Source organism: Caballeronia calidae, assembly GCF_900044055.2.
GTDB classification, from domain to species: Bacteria; Pseudomonadota; Gammaproteobacteria; order Burkholderiales; family Burkholderiaceae; genus Caballeronia; species Caballeronia calidae.
Genome location: NZ_FCOX02000040.1, coordinates 45,508 through 65,850, shown reverse-complemented (window position 1 = coordinate 65,850; position 20,343 = coordinate 45,508). Strand labels below are relative to the sequence as shown.

The window sequence follows — 20,343 nt, the reverse complement described above, 5'->3', positions numbered from 1 at the left end:
AGCAAGATCGCATGCTTTTCCTTCAGAGAATGAAAAAGATGCTTAAGTCTGGCGCGAATTTGCCGTTGATGGAAAGAATGATACGTATTCGCCGGCTAGCCGAAGGAAAAAGGATCGATGGGACTGTGGGAAAGCCTGTTTGATTTTCTGGGTTTGGGAAGCGGAACACGGACGGCGCAGACGTCTTCGTCTGGCTCGTCGGCATGGCAGCGCACCGCGCGCACGAAAGAGCCGGCACGCACAATCGAGGCGGGCGTCGTTTGCTCTGGCGTCGTCGACTACGTGGACGACAAGTTCGTAAAGGTGCGAAGCGGCGAGGTCGTCGCGACGGTGTTTCTGAGCGAGCTCGCGGATGTCTTCGTCGAGCGTGCAACGGAATTCGTGAGCGAGGGAAGCTACGTTCGCTTCGTGCTGAAGGAACCGAGCAGCAGGAAACCGGGCGAATGGATCGCCAGTTTGTCGGCCGTCAGAGAGGCCGAAGTTCGCGCGCGCCTCCGTGAATTCGAACCGGGATCCGATCATGCCTGCCGGGTCGTGGACATACAGGACAAGGAGGTCGTCCTGGACTGCGACGGCGTGCCCGCCAAAGCGCCTCTGCACGAACTGTCGTGGTCGTGGATCGACCATCCCTCACGATGCGTGCGGTTTGGAGAAGAACTCAGTGCGCGAGTTCTGCGCATCGAGGCGCCCGACAATTGGCTGAACATCAAGGCGGCGCGCAAGGCGCGGCTGATCGTCAGCATCAAGGCGTGTGTCGCCCGACCCGAATCGCCCTTGGTGGAGATGCCATTCAGCGCTGTGCCATTCAGGCTTTGGGCCGAGGCCCGCAAGCCCCGCATCTGCGACACGGTCGTCATGCACGTGCTCACCGAGCTTGCGCTTGGCGCTCGACCCGAGGAGATTGCGCGTGTCACCGGTTTCAACGGGCTGGCTCTGCAGGGCATTCTGCAGGCGCTCGAAGACGAGGCGCTCGCACGCGAGGGTGCGCCGACGCGCAAAGGTAAGAGCCTCATCGACGTCATCGAGTCGACCCGGCAATTGAACGAAGCGCGCCTGCGCGGCCTCTTCGCCAGCGCGGCGCCGCAGCACAGTCAATTTGTCGCCGCCGATCAGTCTGATCGACACGGCGAGTATCCGCACGCGTGGCCACGACCGCCCGCGCACACCAAGGTCGAAGACATGTTCATGGCCGCGACCGACGAGGCGGTTCCCGAACCGTTGGTCAATCTCGTCGCTGATGCAGACAATCGGGCTATCGTGTCGAGCCTGCTGCAAGACAGCCGCGTGCGGGTCTTCGTTCGCAAGGACGGACTGCATCCACGCAAGGTCGTTTATCTGCGCGTGCCGGAGCACTGGGTGCTGGCAGGCCTATGGTTCGCATTCGACGCACTCGGCGAAGCGCCGTTCCGGCCTGTCGATCTCAGTGATCGATGCAAGGATCTGCTCGTGGTACGTGTCCGAATTCCGTCCACGCAAGCCGATACGCCCGCCGCCGATTACTACTTCGATCCCGTGACCGGGCTGTACTGGACGCCGCGCGCCGAGTCGCAAGCCGTCATTCGCGAAATGAAGGGGGCGGATTTTCCTGAGATGCCCGCCTTTTCGCCGGACGGTCTGGGCACGAAGCCGCGTCCCCCGTCCCGATATGAACGCCGCTGGTGCCGGGTAAAAACATGAGCAAGCCATTTCATCCGCCGCGTCATGCGTTGACCTTCATGGCGACGGCCGGCCGCATGGCGACCAGATACGGTCTCAAAAAGGGGCTGAGCCGCGCCGCGGCGAAAGCGAACCCGGTCCTGATGGTCATCGAAGCCGCAGCCAGCGTAGCCGAAGCGGTCCAGTCTTATCTGACGCTGCGCGAAGCGCAGGCGCATCGCGACGGGCTGCGCGAGTTGATTCCGCACGAAGCAGAGCGACTCCGGCTCGAACGCGAAGCGCTGAAAACGCAAATCGACAACGCGCGAGCCGAACTCGACTCGCGGATCGAAGTGCAGAAGCGTATTGGCGAGTTGGTGCTCACGTGCTCCGCCGCAGTGTCGACGGCGTGGAGCGAACTGAACGCGATCCGTTCGGCCGATTTGCCCGATATCGAAGCGTTCGACCGAAAACTCGACGAACTGGATGCCGCGAATCAGCAGTTCCGTCACGCCATTGCCATTTACCAAGACGATGTCGAGTGCCGACAAACTGGAGAACAACGTTGACATACAACAAGTTGAAACTGCCCGCCGGCGTGCTTCCGGCGAACGGCGAAGCCCCTTCCGAAGCCTTGCAGACCGAGATGCTGCGCCTGAGGAAAGCGGGTATCGACGCGCATGCGAAGATCGAATCGGCCAGGCTCGGCGCTTTGACCGAGGGTCTGTCCGCAGTCAAGGCACTGATCGACGTGTTTGCCGAGCACAAGCGGCTTGAGAAGACGCGCGTCGAATGGGCGAGCCGCGTGAAACAGTCGGAGGCCGAAGTCGAGAAAGCGAGAATCGAGCTGTCCGCCGTCACGAAGAACAGTGACCTGGCGAACAAACAACTGGATTCGCTGAACAAGACGCGTGACGCTCTCCTGCGGTTGTTCGACGAAGTCATGAAAGAAGCGTCGGCCCCCGATATCGCGCCGGAAGAGAGGGCCAGGCAACGCCAATATCTGCTGACGCTTTCGGAACAGATCGTCAAGCTGAAGGCATAGCGATGATCTTTCTTCTGCTCACAGCCGGCGTCACCTTGACGGCGTCGGTCGTCAGTTGGTGGAACGGTCGTCAGACCGAGCAGGTCCGGGCCGAGATCTCGGCGCTGGAAGCGGAACTCGCGCGCATCCGCGCGGCAGACGCGGCGGCACGGCGCAAGCTGTTCGCGCCGTATCTGCAGCGCCTCAACGCGCTGGCCGAACTGGAGCTGACGATGCGCGACCGCATCGCGACCGATCTGAGCGCTTGTGTCTCGAACGCCAAGGCCGTGCAGAAGAAACGCTTCGGAAGCCGGGAGAGTGCCACGTTCCGGCGCGTCTTCCTGGAACTCGATATCGCAACGAGCCGGATCGACGCGGAGCGCGGGTACCTGAGGGACTTTCGAGAGCATCTCGCGGCATTGCTTCGCGATGTCGATGGCGATGTTCCCGCAGTGTCCGCGCTTCACTTGCCCAACGATTTCCCCCGGCTGGGCGGCATCGTCCAGTTCGATACACCAACGCCGCCGCCCGCGTTGCACGGTTACCGCCTCACGGTGAAGGACTGGACCCGGGTGCTCGATGGACGCGCGGCGATCACCGCCGTGGATCACGTCAGGCGCACGGCCACGATATCGACCGTGAGCGCCGCGCTGTGGGAATCCAACCTTGACGATGGCGCGACGCCGCTGTGCGCGAAAGTCATGGGGCGCGGAGCTGAAGGTGTGCACCTGGACTTTGAAGGCGTCCCGTTGCTGCTGCCCAAGCGCGGCGATGAGTTCAACCTGGAGTCCGAGGTCGAAGTTTTCCCGGAGATCTGGACCTTCGCTGACGTCCTGCGCGCGGGCGCTGAGCGTCCCTTGCGCGTGCGCAAGCATCCCCGCGTGGACGGCAGTCAGAAGTACTGGTCGCCGCTGCTGTTATCCGCGAGCGAGGAGCGCCTGCATGAGCTCGTCGAGGCGTGCGACGACATTTTCGCGCCTGAGCTCGCAAATACGCCGTGGCGCGTCCATGTCACAGCGTCGGGAGGGCTCGGCTTCACGATGGGCCGGGTCACGCTGCACGCCTTCCCCGATGCGACGCAACAAGCGTTCGTACTCGAACGCGTCACGCGAGACGATCCGCAGCCCGCTCTCGCGCTCAGGATCAAGTTGGAACTCAGCGTGCTCGCGCCCGGCAGCGAAGATGAACAGGCCGCTGACCGGTCGCTGTTCGAGCCGTTCGTGACGGCGCTGCACGGCGAACTCGAAGCGCAGAAGCTGCACCTTTCGCAGCGTCGCGCTGCTTTGCGTCTGCGCAAGCTCTCGTTGATCTATCAGGATCAGCAAGAGCATTTGCGCGTCAACGGCAGCGTTCGATTCCTGGTGGGCAAGACCGAGCGCGTCGGGCGGATCGTCGTGGGCGCGGTGACGGAAGACACCGTGCCCGCTTGGCTGGACGACGCCCTGCGTGGACCCGTTCAGCGCTTGCGCGCGATCGGTCCGCACAGTGAATGGGTCGTGAAACGAGGCACGTGGATCGACAGGCGTGCGGGCGTCTGCCGGCTCGAACTCGCCGCACCCGAAGAAGCCAGCGCGCGGGACATCGCCCCGTTCGACATCAACCATCTCACGCTCGCCGGCGAGGGGTCGCAGCAGCAGACGCTCGCGAAGTCGCTGGAGCGCGCCATCGCGGGCCGCTTCGCATCGTCTCGTGTGCACGAAAGCCTGCTCGGCCTGCCGGGCGATATTGTCGAGAACGGCAACTTCGGACGCGATGAGATCGACCGTCTGTTGCGATCCGACGCCGACGTCGTCGCGGTGTGGGGCCCGCCTGGCACCGGGAAAACCACCACGCTCGTGAAGTGGCTCCGCTCGCTATTTCCCGCGGGGAAGGAAAACACCTGGCCTACGGTGCTGATCGCGGCGCCCACGCATGTCGCCGTGAACAAGCTGCTCGGCGATCTGCTCATGGCCGACGGACGGCTCAGTGAATTCGCCGTGCGGTATGCAAGCGAGGAACGCATCGCGGGCAGCGGCATGGAGCCGATCTGGCACGAGCGGATCCTCGCATCGCTCGACCCGGCGAATTGCTCGGGCGTCGAGCCCGGCCCCGCCGAGCAACGCTGGGCGCGCACGCTCAAGTCGAAGCAAGGCCGCGCGGCGGCCACGCGATGGCTCATGAAATCGCGCTTCATACATGCCGCGACTTGCACGGGCATGACGCGACGTGATTTCGGACTGGAAGGGCGGACGTTCGACATCGCCATCATCGATGAAGCGGGCAAGGCGTTCGGAGCCGAGTTGTTGATTCCGGCCGCGGTGGCGCGCAGGGTCGTCATGGTGGGCGATCACAACCAGCTCCCGCCGACCGTCACGACCCAAGCACTGGACAATTCGATCGGCTATCGCTTGCCGATGTCCGAAGTCGAGGAATTGCTCAAGCGCAATGTCTTCCAGGATCTCTTCGAGCAACTGCCGAAGAGTCACAAGGGCATGCTGACGATACAGCATCGCATGCACGAGGATATCGGCGCGTTGGTGAGCGACCTATTTTACGAGGGCCAGCTGGAGTCGAGCCGCCGAGAAGGTAACTGGTCATTGTCGTCGCGGCGAAACGTCTTTGTCGACTTTTCTGCGGTCCGCGCATATCGAAGCCAGGAGAGCGAACGCTCGCAGGAGAACGCCACGGAGCGTCGTGCTCTATTTGCGCTCCTCGAGCGGCTAAGCATCCGCAACGCGGACACCGTGCGGCGCGTGCTCGTCATTTGCCCGTACGAGGCTCAGCGTCGCGCGGTCGCGGAACAAGTGCAGGCGGATAAATACACCTTCGGGGTCGATGTGACGACGGTCGATGCCGTGCAAGGCGGCGAAGCCGATGTCGTGATCCTGCTGATGACGCGCCATCGCGGACGAGTCGAATTTCTGTTGGATCGCCATCGGCTCAACGTCGCGCTTTCGCGCGCGCGCGAAGCGGTCATGATCTTCGGTCATCTCGAATGCCTCGCGCCACGAGGCAAAGGCCCGATTCGCGCTCTGATCGATCTCGGTACGAAATTAAATACGCTCGATCTCGTACGTCTCGAGGAGCGCGCCAGTTTTAAACGCGACCTGGCGCGGCGCGTCGTGCCATAGCATTTTCGTGTTGCGGGGAGCGATGGTTTGAGCGGCCGCATGGCCCGCGCGGAGGGCGCTCACGTAATCTCCATCATCAAAGGCTTGATGTTTAAAGTGCAGTTCGGGGTCATCGTCCTTTTGGTGCGAAATCTGGCGGCCCGAAACTAAAGTGCCAGCATGATCAACGACTTGCAAAGGACTAAAACTGTAGCAACAAGGGTAATCGCAAAGCTTTACTGCAGGCGGCTCGGCACTCTGCTACCGCCAGATTTCGCATCAAAAGGACGAATACCCCAATCAGCGCGCCGGCTAGTGGAGCGATCGCAATCGACTCAACGCGTCGTTTGGCGCGATGTCATGGTCGCGCGCAGTCGAGACGGTTCGAGAGCGCGGTATCGCGCGCCGAGGGCGCGGTGCCTGCTCAGTGTCACAACGGTCCGCGAGGCGATTCGGCTCGATCGGCGGAGGACGCCGCGCGGCGCGAGCGGACTCATCTTCGACCGATAACGTCAAACGTCACAGAGGCCATAGCGGATCGCTCCGCTCTGGCACTTATGCCCGGAGTTAGATGCCGGAGATTTTCCCCAAGAAGATTCCTAGAGCTAACTTACCAAAACCGTCGGCGAAAGCAGCGGCTTTGATATTTTTCTTTTCCGCGAAATAGCCTGCGTGAATCGAAACGACGACCATGACGACAAGTAGAAGGTAGAAGCCGGCCACCATGACGACCCAGACCGATAATGGCAGACCGAGGGGTGGTACGAATGGAGTTTTCGAGCCAACTGCCGATGACGAATCCGCGGCAAATGCAGATGGAATTACTTCGAATGCAAGAAGGATAAAGATGCCTAAGCAAGCAGCGACGGTGATGATCAACCCGCTCGTTCCTCGTGTCGCGAGTACGCCTTGGAAGGAAAGCTTGGAGAACTCTTCCTGGACACGAGCGTCGGCGTAATCGGCGTACCTCACCGCTTTTTGGTATAAGTCGAGAGAGATCGCGTCCCGCGACCGCGTGTTAAACATTTCGCCTGGTATATCAGCTGCGTCGATTGAAGGAATTCCTATTCTGACGTCTTCCCTTCCACGCAGACGCGCATTCTCAAGTCGCTCTCGGTGATTAGTTTTCAGGATCGCGGTGGCTACTGAGAGATACTGGGGATCCGTCAACATCTTGTCGATCGCGGATCGGAGCTCGGATATGTCTCGCTCGATGAAATCGGCTCTATGCTGCATGCAGAATTCCGTCAAGACTTGCCAGATTGCATCCCGATCCATGCGAGCATCAAGAATTTTTAAGCGAGCCTCCTCCCGACTGTTACTCCAATCCCACCAATTGTCCTCAGGCACGTGATCCGGATCAAGCACTTCCAGGACTCGGTCTGGAAGGTAGACGGCGAGCAGACACATGGTTCCATAGTTATAGGCGGTAGGAGGGGCATTCCCGTCGGCGATCATGCCTTCAACGAACGTTGAAATCCTCCGGTCTTCGAGCATGTGGGCGAAGGGTCGGACGTCGTAGAAGTATTTAAGCGCTTCTGGCACTGTCTGCTCTCGTCGTTCCCACGATTCCATGCCAATGAATCCATCGAATCTACGAGTTGCATGTCCTTCGACCATTTTGACCTCCCGACCATTAGACGATTGACACGGCGCACGCCGAGCAAGTATAGGCAGAGTGGGTCATATAGGCCAGAGCGGAGGTCCGCTCTGGCCTTATGCCTTAGCCTTATGCCTTATGCTGCTCGGAGGAAGCGTCGCTCGTATGCGTTCATCGACGTGGTCGGAGGTCGATCGCTGAAATGCCCGTGCAGGTTGTTATAGACCTCCGGCATGTTTCGTCTGCTCGACACACCTTCGCGCATGCGTTCATGCTTCTTCTCGCGCGCATTGTTGAGGAGCATATCCAGGCTGAAGATCTCGCTCTGCTCCAAGACCAGCCTGCGGTCGAGCATGCGAAGCTGATGTTCGAGGCGTTGCGAAATCCAGTCAGTCAGGTTCCCCAGTTATCGCATTTCGCACGAATGGCGCGACCAAACTCGAAAACAATAGAGTTACGACATCGGTTCAGCCTGGAGTTGCGGCATGGGAGTTTCTTGGCATCTATTCTGGGAGGGTAAATGGAGAGTCTGATCTGGGACGAGTGTGGCATGTCAGCGCGATTGAAGAAGTCTTGGATGCTGCAGAAGTTGCAATGGCAAAGAAGAATCAAAACCCTCAGGAATAGCGCGAGTAGCGCCGGTCGTGCCGCTTCGCCCTCTTGTTGAGAAATTGCGAGTGGAGCGCGTCCCTACAAAATTTCAAAATCGAATCGAGACGCCCCCTTGACCCCCTGCGCCCGACGAAAGAGGGGGGCTTTTCTGAAACGGGGCCTCCCCGAGGGGACCGGGGGTATCTTCAGAAACAGGGCCCTCTTGAGAAAGAGGAGGCCCTTTGGGGCGGGCGTTTCTCTTGCTTCGTCCGAGTCCCGGCGCGAGTTCAGACAAGACAGCACTTTTTAAGTTTCTTGCCGCTACCGCAAGGGCACGGGTCGTTTCGACCGACTTTCGAACTGTCGCGCCGTTTTGGTAAGTATCCGCTGTGTCGCATGGCTGATCGACGCAAGGGCAGCCATCCCTCGTGTCGAGGCCTCGAGTGCCTCGTCGAAGTGCCATTCCCCCTGCACAGAGACCGCAAATCGGAGATCCGGGCCTCGCGAATCGAGGCATAGACCGATCCAGGTTTTTGCTTTCTCGCGGTACTTGCGGCGTCTGCAGTGTTCTTCGAGACGAGCCGCAGCGGCGGCTGTTGGCTCATCAGTGCAGTGGAATGTGATCCCTACCTCTGCAGATAGCGGAAACGTCGCATCGTGCACCTTTCCATCGGACCTGGTTCGTGCTGCCAGTCCATCCAAGATTCGACTCATCTGCATCACCGCATCTTCGCTTAGTGACAAGAGATGGAATCCCAAATCGATTGTTACTGGCTCGGGACGGCTTTCGATCTGCCGTACGAGTCGCCCGAGCGCTGTTTTTTTGAAGCGAGTAAGTACGCCATCCGGCGTTTCTGCACCTTGCACGCCTGTTCGACGAACCAGCATGGCAACATCAAGGCCTGCTGTGAAATCGTCGCCAATGTGCATAATCGACGTGCCGGATTCGACCCATAGATTTTGCTTCAAGTGATAACCGAGAATCGCTAATTCTTGCGAGGCCAGAAGTTGCTCGTCAAACTTGGCGCGACGATTAACGTAGCTGAGAAACTGCAGAGGCGTCTGCAGCATTTCAGTCATGGCGTCAAGGGCAAACACGTCCAGCAGAAGGGGGGGTTGCACGCGGTCAAGCTTCTGCGTCTCCAGAAACTGCTTCGCCTGGAAACTCAGCGCTGGGTAGTGGTCGCTAACTACGCACAAAACATATAGCTCGGCTACGTTCTCCGGCAGTTCGACTTCTTGACCATCGGCTGTCGCGATCCGGTAGCCGGTGTCGAGTACGCACTTCGCACACGAAACCGCCTGGTCGTACGCGGCCTGTACGGCTTTCTTGAAATCGTCCTTAATGACCCGGTCGTTTCCCTTTCTCGCCTCGAGCGTTAGCCGCTTAGACTTGGCTTGGACGACGAGCACACGGTCACCCCAGACGACTAATACGTCGATGTCGGATACCTTCGCTGCTTTGGTCGCAAATATGTCAACGTTCAAGTAGACGTTCTCTTGGCCGAAGACAAGCGCAAGTCGGTCCGCAACGAACGTCTCAGTGAACTGGCCTCTATTCTTGGTCAGTGTCGGGGCGTACGCCTTGTCTCCGCACATCCAGTAGAACGGGGCTTCGTAGACGGCTTCCGCGATAGCTTGGGACTGCAACGAAACAAACTCACCTGCTGGCGTTCGCAATAAGGGAGTGGCGGTCGCTATATTGAAGTCGTGCAGCGAGTTGAATGCCTGGTTCCGCTCGGCGGACGATAGCGCAAATGCACACAGCACACGTTCCACCGCGTCAACGTCGAGGCCGGAGCGGGCCGCTACCTGTTCTGCTGTGAACGTGAAGAGGGGGAGTATTGTCCAGTTGTCTGGGTGCTCACCGCGCATGCGTTGTCGGAACGATTCAGAATTGTCCGCGAGAACTTTCTCGATAGTCACGGCAACAAGCGCGGCCTGGTCAGCGGTAATGCCTTTGTTTTCTCGAAGCCATTCCGCATCTGCGGCGTATTTTCTTCTTGCTAGAACGCGGTATTGAAAGCTGTACGCGCTGTCCCCGCTGTAGAAGATTGGCTCCCGTAGGACCTTGCCAGACGAGAAGGGGTTGAAAGACCCGCTTATCATCGCTTCCGGCGTAATTCCCGCGAAAAACTCGCCCGAAAGACACTCGTGGATCTCTGCGAGTAGCCGGTCTGATTGGTTGATGTAGTCTTGGATCACATGCTGGCCGGGCAACTCCCAGCCGATTTCACCCTTGAGCATCAGGCCTTGCAGAGTGTTAATTTCGGTCCGGATGAGTGTTTTAGGTGACGACATCTTCGCCAAGTCTGCTTCCTTCACAGGCCCCCGGCTCAGGATGACGTTGTCGCGGAAGCAGAGGTAAGCCAAGGCGTGCACATACCCGGGGCGCAAACATAGCGCAACCAGGTCAGCAAAGACTTCGTGTTCTGGGCGGATTGTATTCTTCATGTGAATAGAATACCGCAGCGCACCTTGTTAGTCTCCTCCTTTCTAGGTACTACAAAGGCCTAATAGGAGGTACTACACCGTTCGAAGAAGGCTTCAACTGGAACGACTGGGCCAGCAACATGGAGGATGAACAGCACCAAATTATCCTTCACTGGCGAGGTGCGCTTTGTGTGAATGGCTTGATCTCTTTAGGAACCTCGGCACTAGCGCGGGCAAGCTCCTTGAGTCGTCGCGAACTCATTGAGCACGATCCTTGTCGCGCTTGTCTACGAGGCAGCCGTGCTCAGTCCCGACCCGCTCGACTTCGACTATCAGATCACGGGCAATGTGCTCGAATGTCCGGCGCTCGCCTTCAACGATGGCAGCGACACCTATTTCCGAGACCACCAGCTCGGTCGGAAGAACTCCAGCGAAAGCCGGAGCAAGATGGGCGGCTTGTCGCAATCGTTCTGAGCGGTGGCCGCAATACTCTGTTAGATGCGCTTGGATGCCCAAGCGTGCGATCGGCTGGAATGGATAGCCGACATCGAACTGTGCCGCGTCGCCAACGACGGCAAGGAGACATGTAGCGGCCGAACGGCTGTTGACCGTCGAACGTCCGCAAAGGCTGAGGCGCCATCATTCGGCGTGAGACAAAGCGCGCCCATGAAGCTTCATTCGCTCCTCCCGTTATTTGCGCGTTCGAACGTCGCCTCACCAAGCGCCCGTTCGGCCCGCGAATACCGTTGTCTCCTTGACCTTAAGCGGCGACGACTTTCATGTAGTCTCATTTCGATGTTCCCTGACGACCGGGGACGCCCGCGAGAGTCGAAATTCGTAGATCTGGCTCGGGAGCGGTATCCCGATCCTTCAACTCGAATGGGTCTCCGTTGATCAACTCTCCACTGATAAACTTGTATTCACCTGATTCAGATATCATCTCGCCGCCACATCGGGAGCAAGGTGTGTCGGTTGATATAAAGCCCTTAACGGTTAGGCTGTCTGAAGTCAACTTCGGCCGAAATCTCGCGGTCCTGCCGCATGTTGTACATGTCACAACGACCCTATTGAGTGGGCTAGTCCTCGGTCCGAGACTGAGAGATGATGAGGAAGGGATGAGATAGTTTCCAAGCTTTGGGTAATGTCGGCTACGTGCAATGTCTTTGTAGCTGTTGGTCACTCCACCGATGAACGATAAGACCTCGTCGAAATTCTCCGTGCCTGGATAAACTATCCAGTGCTCGCCTTGATCCCAGGAATACTCTCGACCTACGACGCAAAGCGCTGCCAACGCAGGCGACTGCTTCTTACGTTTATAGATTTTCTCGTAACGTTGGCATTCCTTTAGAGCCTTTCCTGACAGATCTGAGGTTAGAGCAAAGACGACGTTTCTGACTCTCTGTATCGTGTGATGCTGAGGGGTGCCGTCGGAATTTTCTAAGCCCGGCAGATAGCCGAACGACCCGAGAGCTGCTGCGCTGTCATGTGCGACCGCCAAATCCTTCGCTGTTAGCGTGGTCTTGACTTCGATCGCATACAACACTGCCTCAATGGGAAAGATTCCAGTGCTTTCATCGTACAGAGCTGGAGGTAAGATTGACTTATCATAGAGAACAATATCGATTTGTGTGGACATGTTGCCGCCCATTTGATCGATTACCTGTCCGCTGCCTATTCCGATATCGCTCGGCAGCAGAGGGCGAAATAGTTTCGCGATTAGAATCTCAAGAACCGTACCCTTCACACCTTGATGCTTCAGCGACTTCGCGGCCCGAGCCTCGGCTATCGCTCCGACGACTTTTGCACGTAGGAAAGCTTGGTATTGGTTTTTGTCTGCCATGACTATGTGAGGCCGAGAAGCGAATTGCGTACTGTAATTCAGCCGGAGAGTTGCCGCGACGATCGCTCGCGGCACAAATGCTATTCGCGCGCTTATCGCGGGATATTGAGATAGCCGCCATTGACAAACCAAGAGCTGCTCGCAAGCGTCTGATACGTTACGTGTTGCCAGCTGTTAGCCCGTCCGGCGTAGCGGTCGCGTTCGTCGTTCAGATAGGCTTGGACTCCCGCTGGACCTTTGCTGCCAGAAACTGTAGTTAAATGGTCCCGCAGCGTAACCAAATCATCATTCGCGTTCACCGTAAAACTATGTCCAAGTTTGACAACGTCAAAATGACGCTGCGCGCGATATCGATCATCGTCAGACCAGTTAGCAGGAGTCTTTACGAAGAACACCAAAACAGGAGCGCTAGCTGTGTCGAGCTTTGCATAGATCCACTGCTCCTGAGTGAAATCATCGTAGTACGGATGTATTGTTTGCTGCTCGACGTTTCTCGGAAACTTTGCTCTCTTGGCGTTATTGCAAAAGTCGCAGGCCGGCACGAGATTGAATGGGCAGACGGCCAGGTCTGGATACTTTGACTTCGGTAAATGGTGGTCCAAAACAGTAACTGTGCCAATCCCACAGAGCGGACATTTCTGATTTGGTGCGGCACTGCGGAGCGCGTCGTAGTAGGCGCGTGCTGCCCCCTTCGTCGCGCTCATTTGCTCCGAATAAAGCTTCTGCAATTCGTCTTTTGTAACTGCTCCGACCCCTGCAACACGCGGGATTAGGTGAAGCGCTTTCGCTTTAGCATGTTGATCGTAGTTTGTCGCAGTCGCAAGCAACGTGTTCTGAATGACATTTAGGCGAGCTGCTAATGGCTTATCGGCGACGCCTGAGATACAGGCTGACAGCACGCTAGTCGGGGCTAGCGTGGGCAAGGCGAGTTTTCGCATGATCAGTCGTCGTCTGCGTCGTCGAGCGAAGGAACAACCGGTGGTAGCAGACTGAGCGCGCGGGCAAGCGCCCGCCCCTCAGCCCCCAGTTGCCCGCCAAACTCAGCCATGATTGACTCGTAGCTGGCGCTCTGTGACTTTTCCGTAATTAGACGATGGAAGCCTGTCTGCGTTACTTCAAGGGTAAATACTTCGCGGGTTAGTACACCCACGTTTTCTCCGAAGGTCTCGATCTCAGGACGCGAGGCTGACGCCTCGCGTCCGACGCGCGTAAGTTTCCACACGCAGGACCGTGGCACCTCTTGAAGGACGACCGGTGAGTGCGTCGCGATGATCGCAACGCCGTTTCGATCGATCAATAGATCTGACAGGGTCCGTACGAACGCCGAAAGCAGCGGTGGATGGAGATGACTTTCCGGCTCGTCGACCAATACTAATGACTTTTCTTCGACAAGCTCCACTAGCCGCGTGATCGTCAGGAGCACTATGGCGTGGCCAGAACTCAAAAATCGATATAACTTACTTGCGCGAGCCTCGAGTTCGTGAGGCTGAGAATCCTCGTGGTCGGCAAGCGCAGAGACATTCGCCTCAGCGAAAAGGGGGTCCGTTTCAAGCGTTTTAAGCGCCTTTTTCCAGCGTTGTCGACGTATTCCTTCTTGGCACGCGAGTACGCTTCTCGCGAATTCCTTGGAAAGTTCCGGCAAGCCTTTCAGTCTCGGTGTCAGTTCCACCTTTGCATCGGTGCCTTGCGCCTGCCCATTTACGTCGAGTTGCGGTTTCGAGTCGAGAGATTCGTAGGAAACCAACCCGATGTACGCGTATCGCTTTGCCGCATTGGTGATACCCGTCAATGGGCCTTTAGAGTCGAAAGCGCTGAATGAAACAGTGACAAGGCCTGCAAAACCCGGGTCTGTATTGACTGCGGAGCCAGGAGCAACCGGTTCAGCGGTGTTGGCGAGGGTCCCGACTCCATAAGGACTGTCGTTCGACATGCCGAGAAAAGAGCGTGCTAACAGATCGAAGCAGCGTGATTTCCCAACGCCATTCCGACCGATCAACACGTGAATGTTCGTGGCTGGAAGAGAATCCGGAGTGACTGTGAAGGACAGGACAGGTGTTGCAGTGATTGCCTTCGGATCTGGCGGGAAGTGATATTGAAAACTGAATGCCGTCAGAATGGGTCGGCCGGTCGCGAGTCGATGAAAGCGTTCCCGCACTCTCGAGGCGTCGACATAGCGAAGCAACGACTCTCGCATCACCGTCTCGGTAAGATTCGCATCGAAGATGTCGAGGGTGTACGCACAGTCACGCATGGCGCTGAGATACGCGCTGCGCATGTCGTCGCCGAGCGAGATAAGCGTCTCGTAATAGTTCTCGTCTTGCCCGAGAGAAAAGTAAGAGTCGTCTAGCTTCGTGACGTCGTTCGGGATCGCCGTCGATGCCGCCGCGACTGTCATCCCTTTTTGGCCAATTTTGACCTTGCCGAGGAAGGTGGATTTGCCCTCTTTCCCGATGAGCTGGACGTTGTAGACGGTGTACCACGTGTACCAGTCATTCCAGCCGTCCTTGCTAAGAACAACAATCGGCCCCTGCTGCGTGGTCGCTGGAGTTTCGGAAAAGAGTCTCACGCGATAGGGTCTCCAAGAAGCGCGCGCACTGCATCAGGGTGTCCTTCTGCGTTGGCGAGAGTCTATCATTCCTCCGCGGAACATGAATATCGCTCGGCGAAACGCAGCCCCTAGGGCAGACTATTGGAGATGCAAATCCCGCGTGCGAGCAACGACCGACCGCCACTTCAATCGTCACCAGCGGTGGGTAATTCGCTGAGAAGGCGGCCTTTGATCAGCCCTTGAACGGGTCGGCTAAACCTGGCTAGACCCCAAGGGGCCAACGTGCGCAAGATCTTCGTGCGCCGAGGCCCAAGGCCATGGCGGTCGACTGTGCCGCGTTGCGAACGACAGCGAAGCGGCGAGGTGCAGCCGCACGGCGGATGAACGGCGAGCGTCGACTTTGGCCGAGGTCCGTTCCACGCTCGAACGCGTGAAATCGCCCTGCGCTCGGGTCGCCGTATAGCGGCCGCACGGGACATGCTTTGTTCCGTGCAACCGCACGGGCGTTAGATTTCAGTCCGCTCGGAGGTTTGAGGCCGCCTATCGTGCACCGATTGACTAACGTACGGAAAGATTCGTTGAGTCTCCAGGACGACTACTTCGACGCGAGTTGCGTTCTTGCCCGTGGAGGACTTGCGATCCGTACCTGGGCCCTAGGTCTACGGCCAGATCTGCGCTGAGCTTCTCAGGAAGCGGTGGCGGTTCTTGATCAGTAAAACTGTACTCGGAAAAATTCGGCGGAGCGCCGAGCAGGAATTCGAGCCACTTTTCCCGCGTCTTCACGGTTCGAAACAGGCGCTCGTCGATGGTGCCGCGAATAACAGGATAAAGCACGTCGAGCGTCACGGTGCCATCGTTCTTCCGCAGCCGGCTGGTCAGCGATCCCAAGCGATCGATGCGGCCGATCCGCTGCTCCACTTGCGCCGGATTCCAGACGAGGTCGTGATGCACGACGCGACGGCAATGCTTGTGCAGATCGAGCCCTTCCTGCATGACTTCGTTTGCGATCAGAATCATGGGATAAAGCGGCGTGTTGAACGCTTCGCGCAGCCGTTCCCGGCTTTCGCCCTCCCGTGTGTGCCGTGCGAAATCCCCGGTTCTGATGGGCCCGTCGAGGATCTCGCTCTGTTGATGCGGGTCGCGTTCGAGGAAATAGCGCAGGAATGCTTCGATCCGCTCCGCCCACGGCCGGCCTGCTTTCGATTTCCAGAAGCGCGGCATAAACTCCAGCAGCGCGGACGATTCCACAGGATCGACGGAGATTCCCGCTGCTTTAGCGCTCGCAAGCAAATCCGCAAGAAACGGAACCTGTTTGTAGGTCAGATATCGCGCGAGTTGCTCGACCACCTTGACGTGCAATTTCGCGGGCAGCGCGCTCAGAAGCTCTGCCTGTCTGCCCCATAGCGAGCCTTGCCTGCCCAGCACCGTCTCCGCAGTACGGTCCGTGATGTGCCACTGAGGCGACTCGGTGCCGATGGCGTCGTGCTCGGCGTCATCGTTCAACGCATCGAGACCCAGACCGGTGTAATCGACATCGAGCAATTCGTCGACGCGCTGCTTCTCTGCTGGGCTAATGGCGCCGGCCGTAGCGCCGAGCCGCGCGGCGGCCTGTTCCACGCAACGCTTGGCGACGCGGTAATCGAGACGTTCCGCCGACGTCTTGCCGAGCCGCAGTCCGCCCAGAATGCGATTCGCTTCTTCCACGATGTCCGGCAGGCGCACAAGCGCCCAGTCGGACGACGACGTGGCGGTGCACAGGTGGAATTCCCGGAGCGCGAGATACAACGCATCCTGGGGACGATGAAAGCGGGATTGCAAAAGCGAATGCCGGCCGCGCTGACGTTTGTCGCGGTCTTCGCGCGTGTCGAAGATATCGGTCGCGTCGGCCCCGCGATACACCCGGCGCCAGCGCTCCAAGATTCGGGACTCCCATGCGGCGTCCAACTCGCGTCGCAACTGCTCCAGCGTTGCGACGCGGGAACAGAAAATCAGACTCTTTTCGCCTCGGTCGGCCGCGTCCAACGCATCCGCGACGGAATACGAGACCTTGGGATGATCATGCGGGCCGGATTCGATATCGCCGAGCACCTCGCGCAGCAGTCGACGATATGCCTCCGCCTCGACCGGTATATCCTCGTCCGTCGAGAGAATCGACCCTTGGCGGGCCGCCGCATAGGACGACACCATATTGATTTCGACCGCGGCCTTATGTGTCTGGCGCCGCTGCCGGAAAAGCTCCGCGATGAATCGTTCGTAAATCAGGAACGGGAACGCGCCAGCGCCGGACGCGCGGATCTCCTTGCGTACGTGCCGCCGATAGGACCGCTTGTCCTCGCGCAAGCTGCGAATCATCCACTTCCGGAAGCCCGGCTCGATGGCTTCGGTCTTGAGCGTCTTCAGCGCGGCCACTTGCCTCGCCACCAACTGCAGGCTCGGAACCTGGACCGCATCAAGCGCTGCGGGCTCGTTGTCATAGAGCGAACAGAATTCGGCCGCTACAGCGGGATCCAGCGAGGACCATGTGCGCTGAAAGGCTTCGTACTGCGCTTGATAGTCTTTGACCGCGATCAGCAGATCCTCGACCTGACTCATCAGATCCTTGGGTGCGCCTGCGGCTTCGGCGAAGAGCGAAAAGACCTGTTGCAGCTCGGTGACGTCCAGCTGGAACGGCGTCGCCGTCAGAAAGATCGTCTTGCGAAAGCGCTTGCGGAACACGCGCGTCATCGCTTCCGTGCGCAGCGAGCCGGGGTTCTTGAGCTTGTGGGCCTCATCCACGATCAGCAGATCGATCATGGGCATCAGCTTGCCGGTCAGCACGAAGCGGGCGCGATAGAGCGCGCGCTCGACAGCTTTCTGGTTCTCGAAAGCATCGATTCCGCTTGCTTCGTACAAGTCGTCCAGTCCCGCGGCGCCATCGGAGTTCCCACGTCGAAAGGCCGCCGCAAGTTGATCTTCGAACTCGCAAAGCGCGAAGACATCGAGAAACTTTTCGCGGCAGACGTCGATCCGGGCGTGATCGCCACCGCGAAAGCGCGCCATGATCGCGTTCGCGGTGTTGCCGTGCAGTTGCTTCCAGTAAAAGTAGAGAGACAGCAGGTAGGTTTGGTCTCCGGTTCCTCGTCCGCTCTGGAACATCGTCACGGGAGCGACTACCACAGAATGGTCGCGAACCTTCTGAACGAATTCCGCGAGGCTGCTCACGGGCACCGCATCGTCCCCGAAGTCGTACATCTCGCGAAATCGCGGAAACTCCGATGACCACTTGATGTTGAGGTCCGGCCCCGGCGTGATGACGACGATGCGGCTGCGTCGATTCGCGTGACGCGTGGCGGCTGCGATGCCGAGGGCCTCATAAGTCTTGCCCATGCCCACTTCGTCGGCGAGCACGATGCCTGGCCTATCGTCGAGCATGTTCAGCGCTCGGATCACCGTGTCCTCTTGCCGATCGATATCGCGGGTGGGGATGCTGTCTTTCTCCGCGCGCGCTCCCAGATGCAGGAAGCCTCGCAGCCATTCACGTGTTCGGATGCTCATGCTTGCGCCTCGCTGTAGAAGGCTTCGATTTTCTTGAGCCACGTGCGCGCGCCGGCATCGATGGCGAGCGACTCCAGGCTATCGCGCACGCGGGTGCAAAACGTCTTCAGCGCTCCTCTTTTGACCGCGCGATCCTCGGCGGGCGGCAGCGTCAACGCCTCCAGCGTACGAAGCAGTTCGGATCCGTAAAACCACACCTCCTCCGATGTCAGCTTTCGGCACTTCACGGCATCGAGCATGCAGGCCCACGCCGCTCCGGCGCCGAGCGCACCTTCGAGACGAAGCCGGAATCCTTGGACCGACAGGCTCACGTCGCAGAGATCTTCGGCGACGGACCACCACGCGCGGAACACATCGGTGGGATCGAATCCATCGCCGAAAATCGCGGCGAGCTCGGGACTGGCATTCTCGCCGTCCACCCGCTGCGCAGCGATCTGAATCGTCCGTTCGGCGCCGATACGCCGCCCCAGCAGCATGAGCAGTTCGTCGAGACCAACCGCGGGACCGGCAGGCAGCGCCGGCAAGGCCACCAGATCGGTCACGAGGATCGGAACGGGAAACTTGCGGCCGTCGACATGCAGCACGACTTCAGCCGTCGAAGGCTTCAGCACGAAGGCTGAAACGACGACAGGCGCAGCCGGCGGCGACGATGCGCTCGCGAGCAATGTCTCGCCGTACGTCAACCGCCAGGCGGGGAGATCGGCCGCTTCCGGCGACCATGTGACGGTCAGCGAACCCTCGATCGGATCGTGTGCGGCCCGATCGATGGCCAGCCCATAGTTGCGGCCGAGTTCGGGAAATCTTCGTTCGCTCAACTCGAATGCCGAGGATGGAATACGGACGAGTTCCGGGACGAGCTCGCGCAGCGTCACCACGGTATTCAGGCGAAACGCCACGGCGACTTCGACGTTGCCTGCGGCCGGTCCGGCCTTCATCAGCAATGCGCGCCGCGACATGTTTGGAGAACCGAGCATCACCAGCGATTCGCGGTCGCGGCCCGCGCGGTAGCCGATGACCATCAGCTTCGCGTGCAGCGGCCTGTGCTGCGGCCGGCCGTCGTCGAGACGCGTCGACGGGTGCAGCCACATGCGCACATCGGCGAAACGACCGGCGGCGGCCGCAATCGCATTGCGCGGAGCGAACGCGACCGGCGGCGGCTGCATCCATAGCTTGCGCTGCCCGATGGCGCTTGTCGCGTGATCGAGCGGACAGCGGCGGCTTGCCCCGGCCTCGTCGATGTAGTCCAGAGAGTTTGGCCGCAGCGCTTGCGGAACGATATGCCGGAGCGCGCGCTCGCCGTTCTGTTCCGCCTCCCACGTCCAGAGGCGCCCCAGTCCTTCCTGGAGTTCCGAATGGTTCGATGCATGCATCTGCGGGTTGTCCCATGCCACGCCGACGTCGAGAACCGCCTTCTCGTCCGTGTGCGCGAGAAGCGCCCCGAATATCGAGGTCGAGTCCAGCTCACCGACGTCGTCGCGTTCGTAGAACGGCGCAAGCATTCCGATCGACTCGATGACCACGTTCTGCGGCAACAGCGCGTTCAGTTGTTCGACGATCGGAGCGCTGGTCGAGTCCAGGAAAGCGAGCCTCGGCGAAACCGGGTCGGCCGGCGCATTCGGAATTCGGCGACGCATTTCCGCACGCACAAGGTCGAATTGCGTTCCCGGCTGCCTCGCCATGGTTCGAATCCGTCCGAGATGGGTGTCGAAGGCCGCAAGCAGGGACGCATCGGCCGTATCGGAATAAGAAAGGTCGGTCTGCAGAAACAGTTCGGTATTGCCGCCGTATCCTGAGGATGTGAGATTCCCGGAGCCGGTCAGCATTCGGGCGAACGTGCGGTAGAGCAACAACACCGACTTCGGATGGAATACGGTATCGGAGACTTCCAGAAGATCGAACGGCAGCCGCCGGCCCGGCCGACGCTCCGCAGCGTCCACGATCACGGCGACCGGCGTTTCCTGCAACGCGCGCCGCGCCTCGTGATGGTAGCGTTCGGGCTGCTCCACCGGGTCGGACGTTAGCCGGAGCACGGCTCGAAGAACGTGGTCT

13 protein-coding genes are annotated in these 20,343 nt (G+C 59.2%); 5 read left to right on the top strand and 8 right to left on the bottom strand.

Annotated elements, in window-relative coordinates; all coding sequences use genetic code 11:
- Positions 1 to 117 precede the first annotated feature (117 nt).
- From AWB78_RS28795 to AWB78_RS28780, 4 genes are read left to right on the top strand one after another with little or no spacing between them, the layout of a single operon-like run.
- Complete coding sequence (locus AWB78_RS28795; protein WP_062609682.1) at positions 118 to 1,677, top strand: hypothetical protein; 1,560 nt, start codon at positions 118 to 120, stop codon at positions 1,675 to 1,677.
- Positions 1,674 to 2,204, top strand: a complete 531-nt coding sequence (locus tag AWB78_RS28790; protein ID WP_062609680.1) for a hypothetical protein — start codon at positions 1,674 to 1,676, stop codon at positions 2,202 to 2,204. The genes AWB78_RS28795 and AWB78_RS28790 overlap by 4 nt, the downstream gene beginning before the upstream one ends.
- Before the next feature lie 11 nt (positions 2,205 to 2,215).
- Positions 2,216 to 2,680 (top strand): hypothetical protein, encoded by a 465-nt coding sequence (locus AWB78_RS28785; RefSeq protein WP_198399369.1) that lies wholly within the window; start codon positions 2,216 to 2,218, stop codon positions 2,678 to 2,680.
- A gap of 2 nt (positions 2,681 to 2,682) precedes the next feature.
- A complete protein-coding gene (locus tag AWB78_RS28780; RefSeq protein ID WP_062609675.1) occupies positions 2,683 to 5,769 on the top strand; it encodes a DEAD/DEAH box helicase in 3,087 nt (1,028 codons plus the stop codon).
- A 546-nt stretch (positions 5,770 to 6,315) separates the two neighbouring features.
- On the opposite strand, the gene AWB78_RS28775 is transcribed toward AWB78_RS28780, so the two are convergent.
- From AWB78_RS28775 to AWB78_RS45380, 3 genes are all read right to left on the bottom strand, one after another.
- A complete protein-coding gene (locus tag AWB78_RS28775; protein ID WP_062609673.1) occupies positions 6,316 to 7,323 on the bottom strand; it encodes a hypothetical protein in 1,008 nt (335 codons plus the stop codon).
- Between the two features lie 161 nt (positions 7,324 to 7,484).
- Positions 7,485 to 7,703, bottom strand: a complete 219-nt coding sequence (locus tag AWB78_RS28770) for a hypothetical protein (protein ID WP_062609670.1) — start codon at positions 7,701 to 7,703, stop codon at positions 7,485 to 7,487.
- A gap of 523 nt (positions 7,704 to 8,226) precedes the next feature.
- Complete coding sequence (locus AWB78_RS45380) at positions 8,227 to 8,337, bottom strand: SEC-C metal-binding domain-containing protein (RefSeq protein WP_374729493.1); 111 nt, start codon at positions 8,335 to 8,337, stop codon at positions 8,227 to 8,229.
- A 2,296-nt stretch (positions 8,338 to 10,633) separates the two neighbouring features.
- Here AWB78_RS45380 and AWB78_RS28760 point away from each other — a divergent pair.
- Positions 10,634 to 10,846 (top strand): TrbG/VirB9 family P-type conjugative transfer protein, encoded by a 213-nt coding sequence (locus AWB78_RS28760; RefSeq protein ID WP_062609668.1) that lies wholly within the window; start codon positions 10,634 to 10,636, stop codon positions 10,844 to 10,846.
- 313 nt (positions 10,847 to 11,159) lie between these two features.
- On the opposite strand, the gene AWB78_RS28755 is transcribed toward AWB78_RS28760, so the two are convergent.
- The 5 genes from AWB78_RS28755 to AWB78_RS28735 form a co-directional block, all read right to left on the bottom strand.
- Positions 11,160 to 12,212: a DUF6602 domain-containing protein gene (locus AWB78_RS28755; RefSeq protein ID WP_062609666.1), complete on the bottom strand. Its 1,053-nt coding sequence runs from the start codon at positions 12,210 to 12,212 to the stop codon at positions 11,160 to 11,162.
- Positions 12,213 to 12,304: 92 nt separating this feature from the next.
- On the bottom strand, positions 12,305 to 13,150 hold the full coding sequence (locus AWB78_RS43935) for an HNH endonuclease (RefSeq protein ID WP_074173558.1): 846 nt from the start codon (positions 13,148 to 13,150) through the stop codon (positions 12,305 to 12,307).
- A gap of 2 nt (positions 13,151 to 13,152) precedes the next feature.
- Complete coding sequence (locus AWB78_RS28745; RefSeq protein WP_062609662.1) at positions 13,153 to 14,778, bottom strand: AAA family ATPase; 1,626 nt, start codon at positions 14,776 to 14,778, stop codon at positions 13,153 to 13,155.
- Between the two features lie 540 nt (positions 14,779 to 15,318).
- Positions 15,319 to 18,336 (bottom strand): helicase-related protein, encoded by a 3,018-nt coding sequence (locus tag AWB78_RS28740; protein ID WP_198399368.1) that lies wholly within the window; start codon positions 18,334 to 18,336, stop codon positions 15,319 to 15,321.
- Positions 18,291 to 20,258: a phospholipase D-like domain-containing protein gene (locus tag AWB78_RS28735; RefSeq protein WP_157697650.1), complete on the bottom strand. Its 1,968-nt coding sequence runs from the start codon at positions 20,256 to 20,258 to the stop codon at positions 18,291 to 18,293. Before AWB78_RS28735 ends, AWB78_RS28740 begins: the two co-directional genes overlap by 46 nt.
- Positions 20,259 to 20,343 lie beyond the last annotated feature (85 nt).

Excerpts from the sequence above, each read along its gene's own strand:
- AWB78_RS28795 (WP_062609682.1), top strand. The coding sequence starts at position 118 with ATGGGACTGTGGGAAAGCCTGTTTGATTTTCTGGGTTTGGGAAGCGGA.
- AWB78_RS28790 (WP_062609680.1), top strand. The coding sequence starts at position 1,674 with ATGAGCAAGCCATTTCATCCGCCGCGTCATGCGTTGACCTTCATGGCG.
- AWB78_RS28780 (WP_062609675.1), top strand. The coding sequence starts at position 2,683 with ATGATCTTTCTTCTGCTCACAGCCGGCGTCACCTTGACGGCGTCGGTC.
- AWB78_RS28775 (WP_062609673.1), bottom strand. The coding sequence starts at position 7,323 with ATGGAATCGTGGGAACGACGAGAGCAGACAGTGCCAGAAGCGCTTAAA.
- AWB78_RS28770 (WP_062609670.1), bottom strand. The coding sequence starts at position 7,703 with ATGCTCGACCGCAGGCTGGTCTTGGAGCAGAGCGAGATCTTCAGCCTG.
- AWB78_RS45380 (WP_374729493.1), bottom strand. The coding sequence starts at position 8,337 with ATGCGACACAGCGGATACTTACCAAAACGGCGCGACAGTTCGAAAGTC.
- AWB78_RS28755 (WP_062609666.1), bottom strand. The coding sequence starts at position 12,212 with ATGGCAGACAAAAACCAATACCAAGCTTTCCTACGTGCAAAAGTCGTC.
- AWB78_RS43935 (WP_074173558.1), bottom strand. The coding sequence starts at position 13,150 with ATGCGAAAACTCGCCTTGCCCACGCTAGCCCCGACTAGCGTGCTGTCA.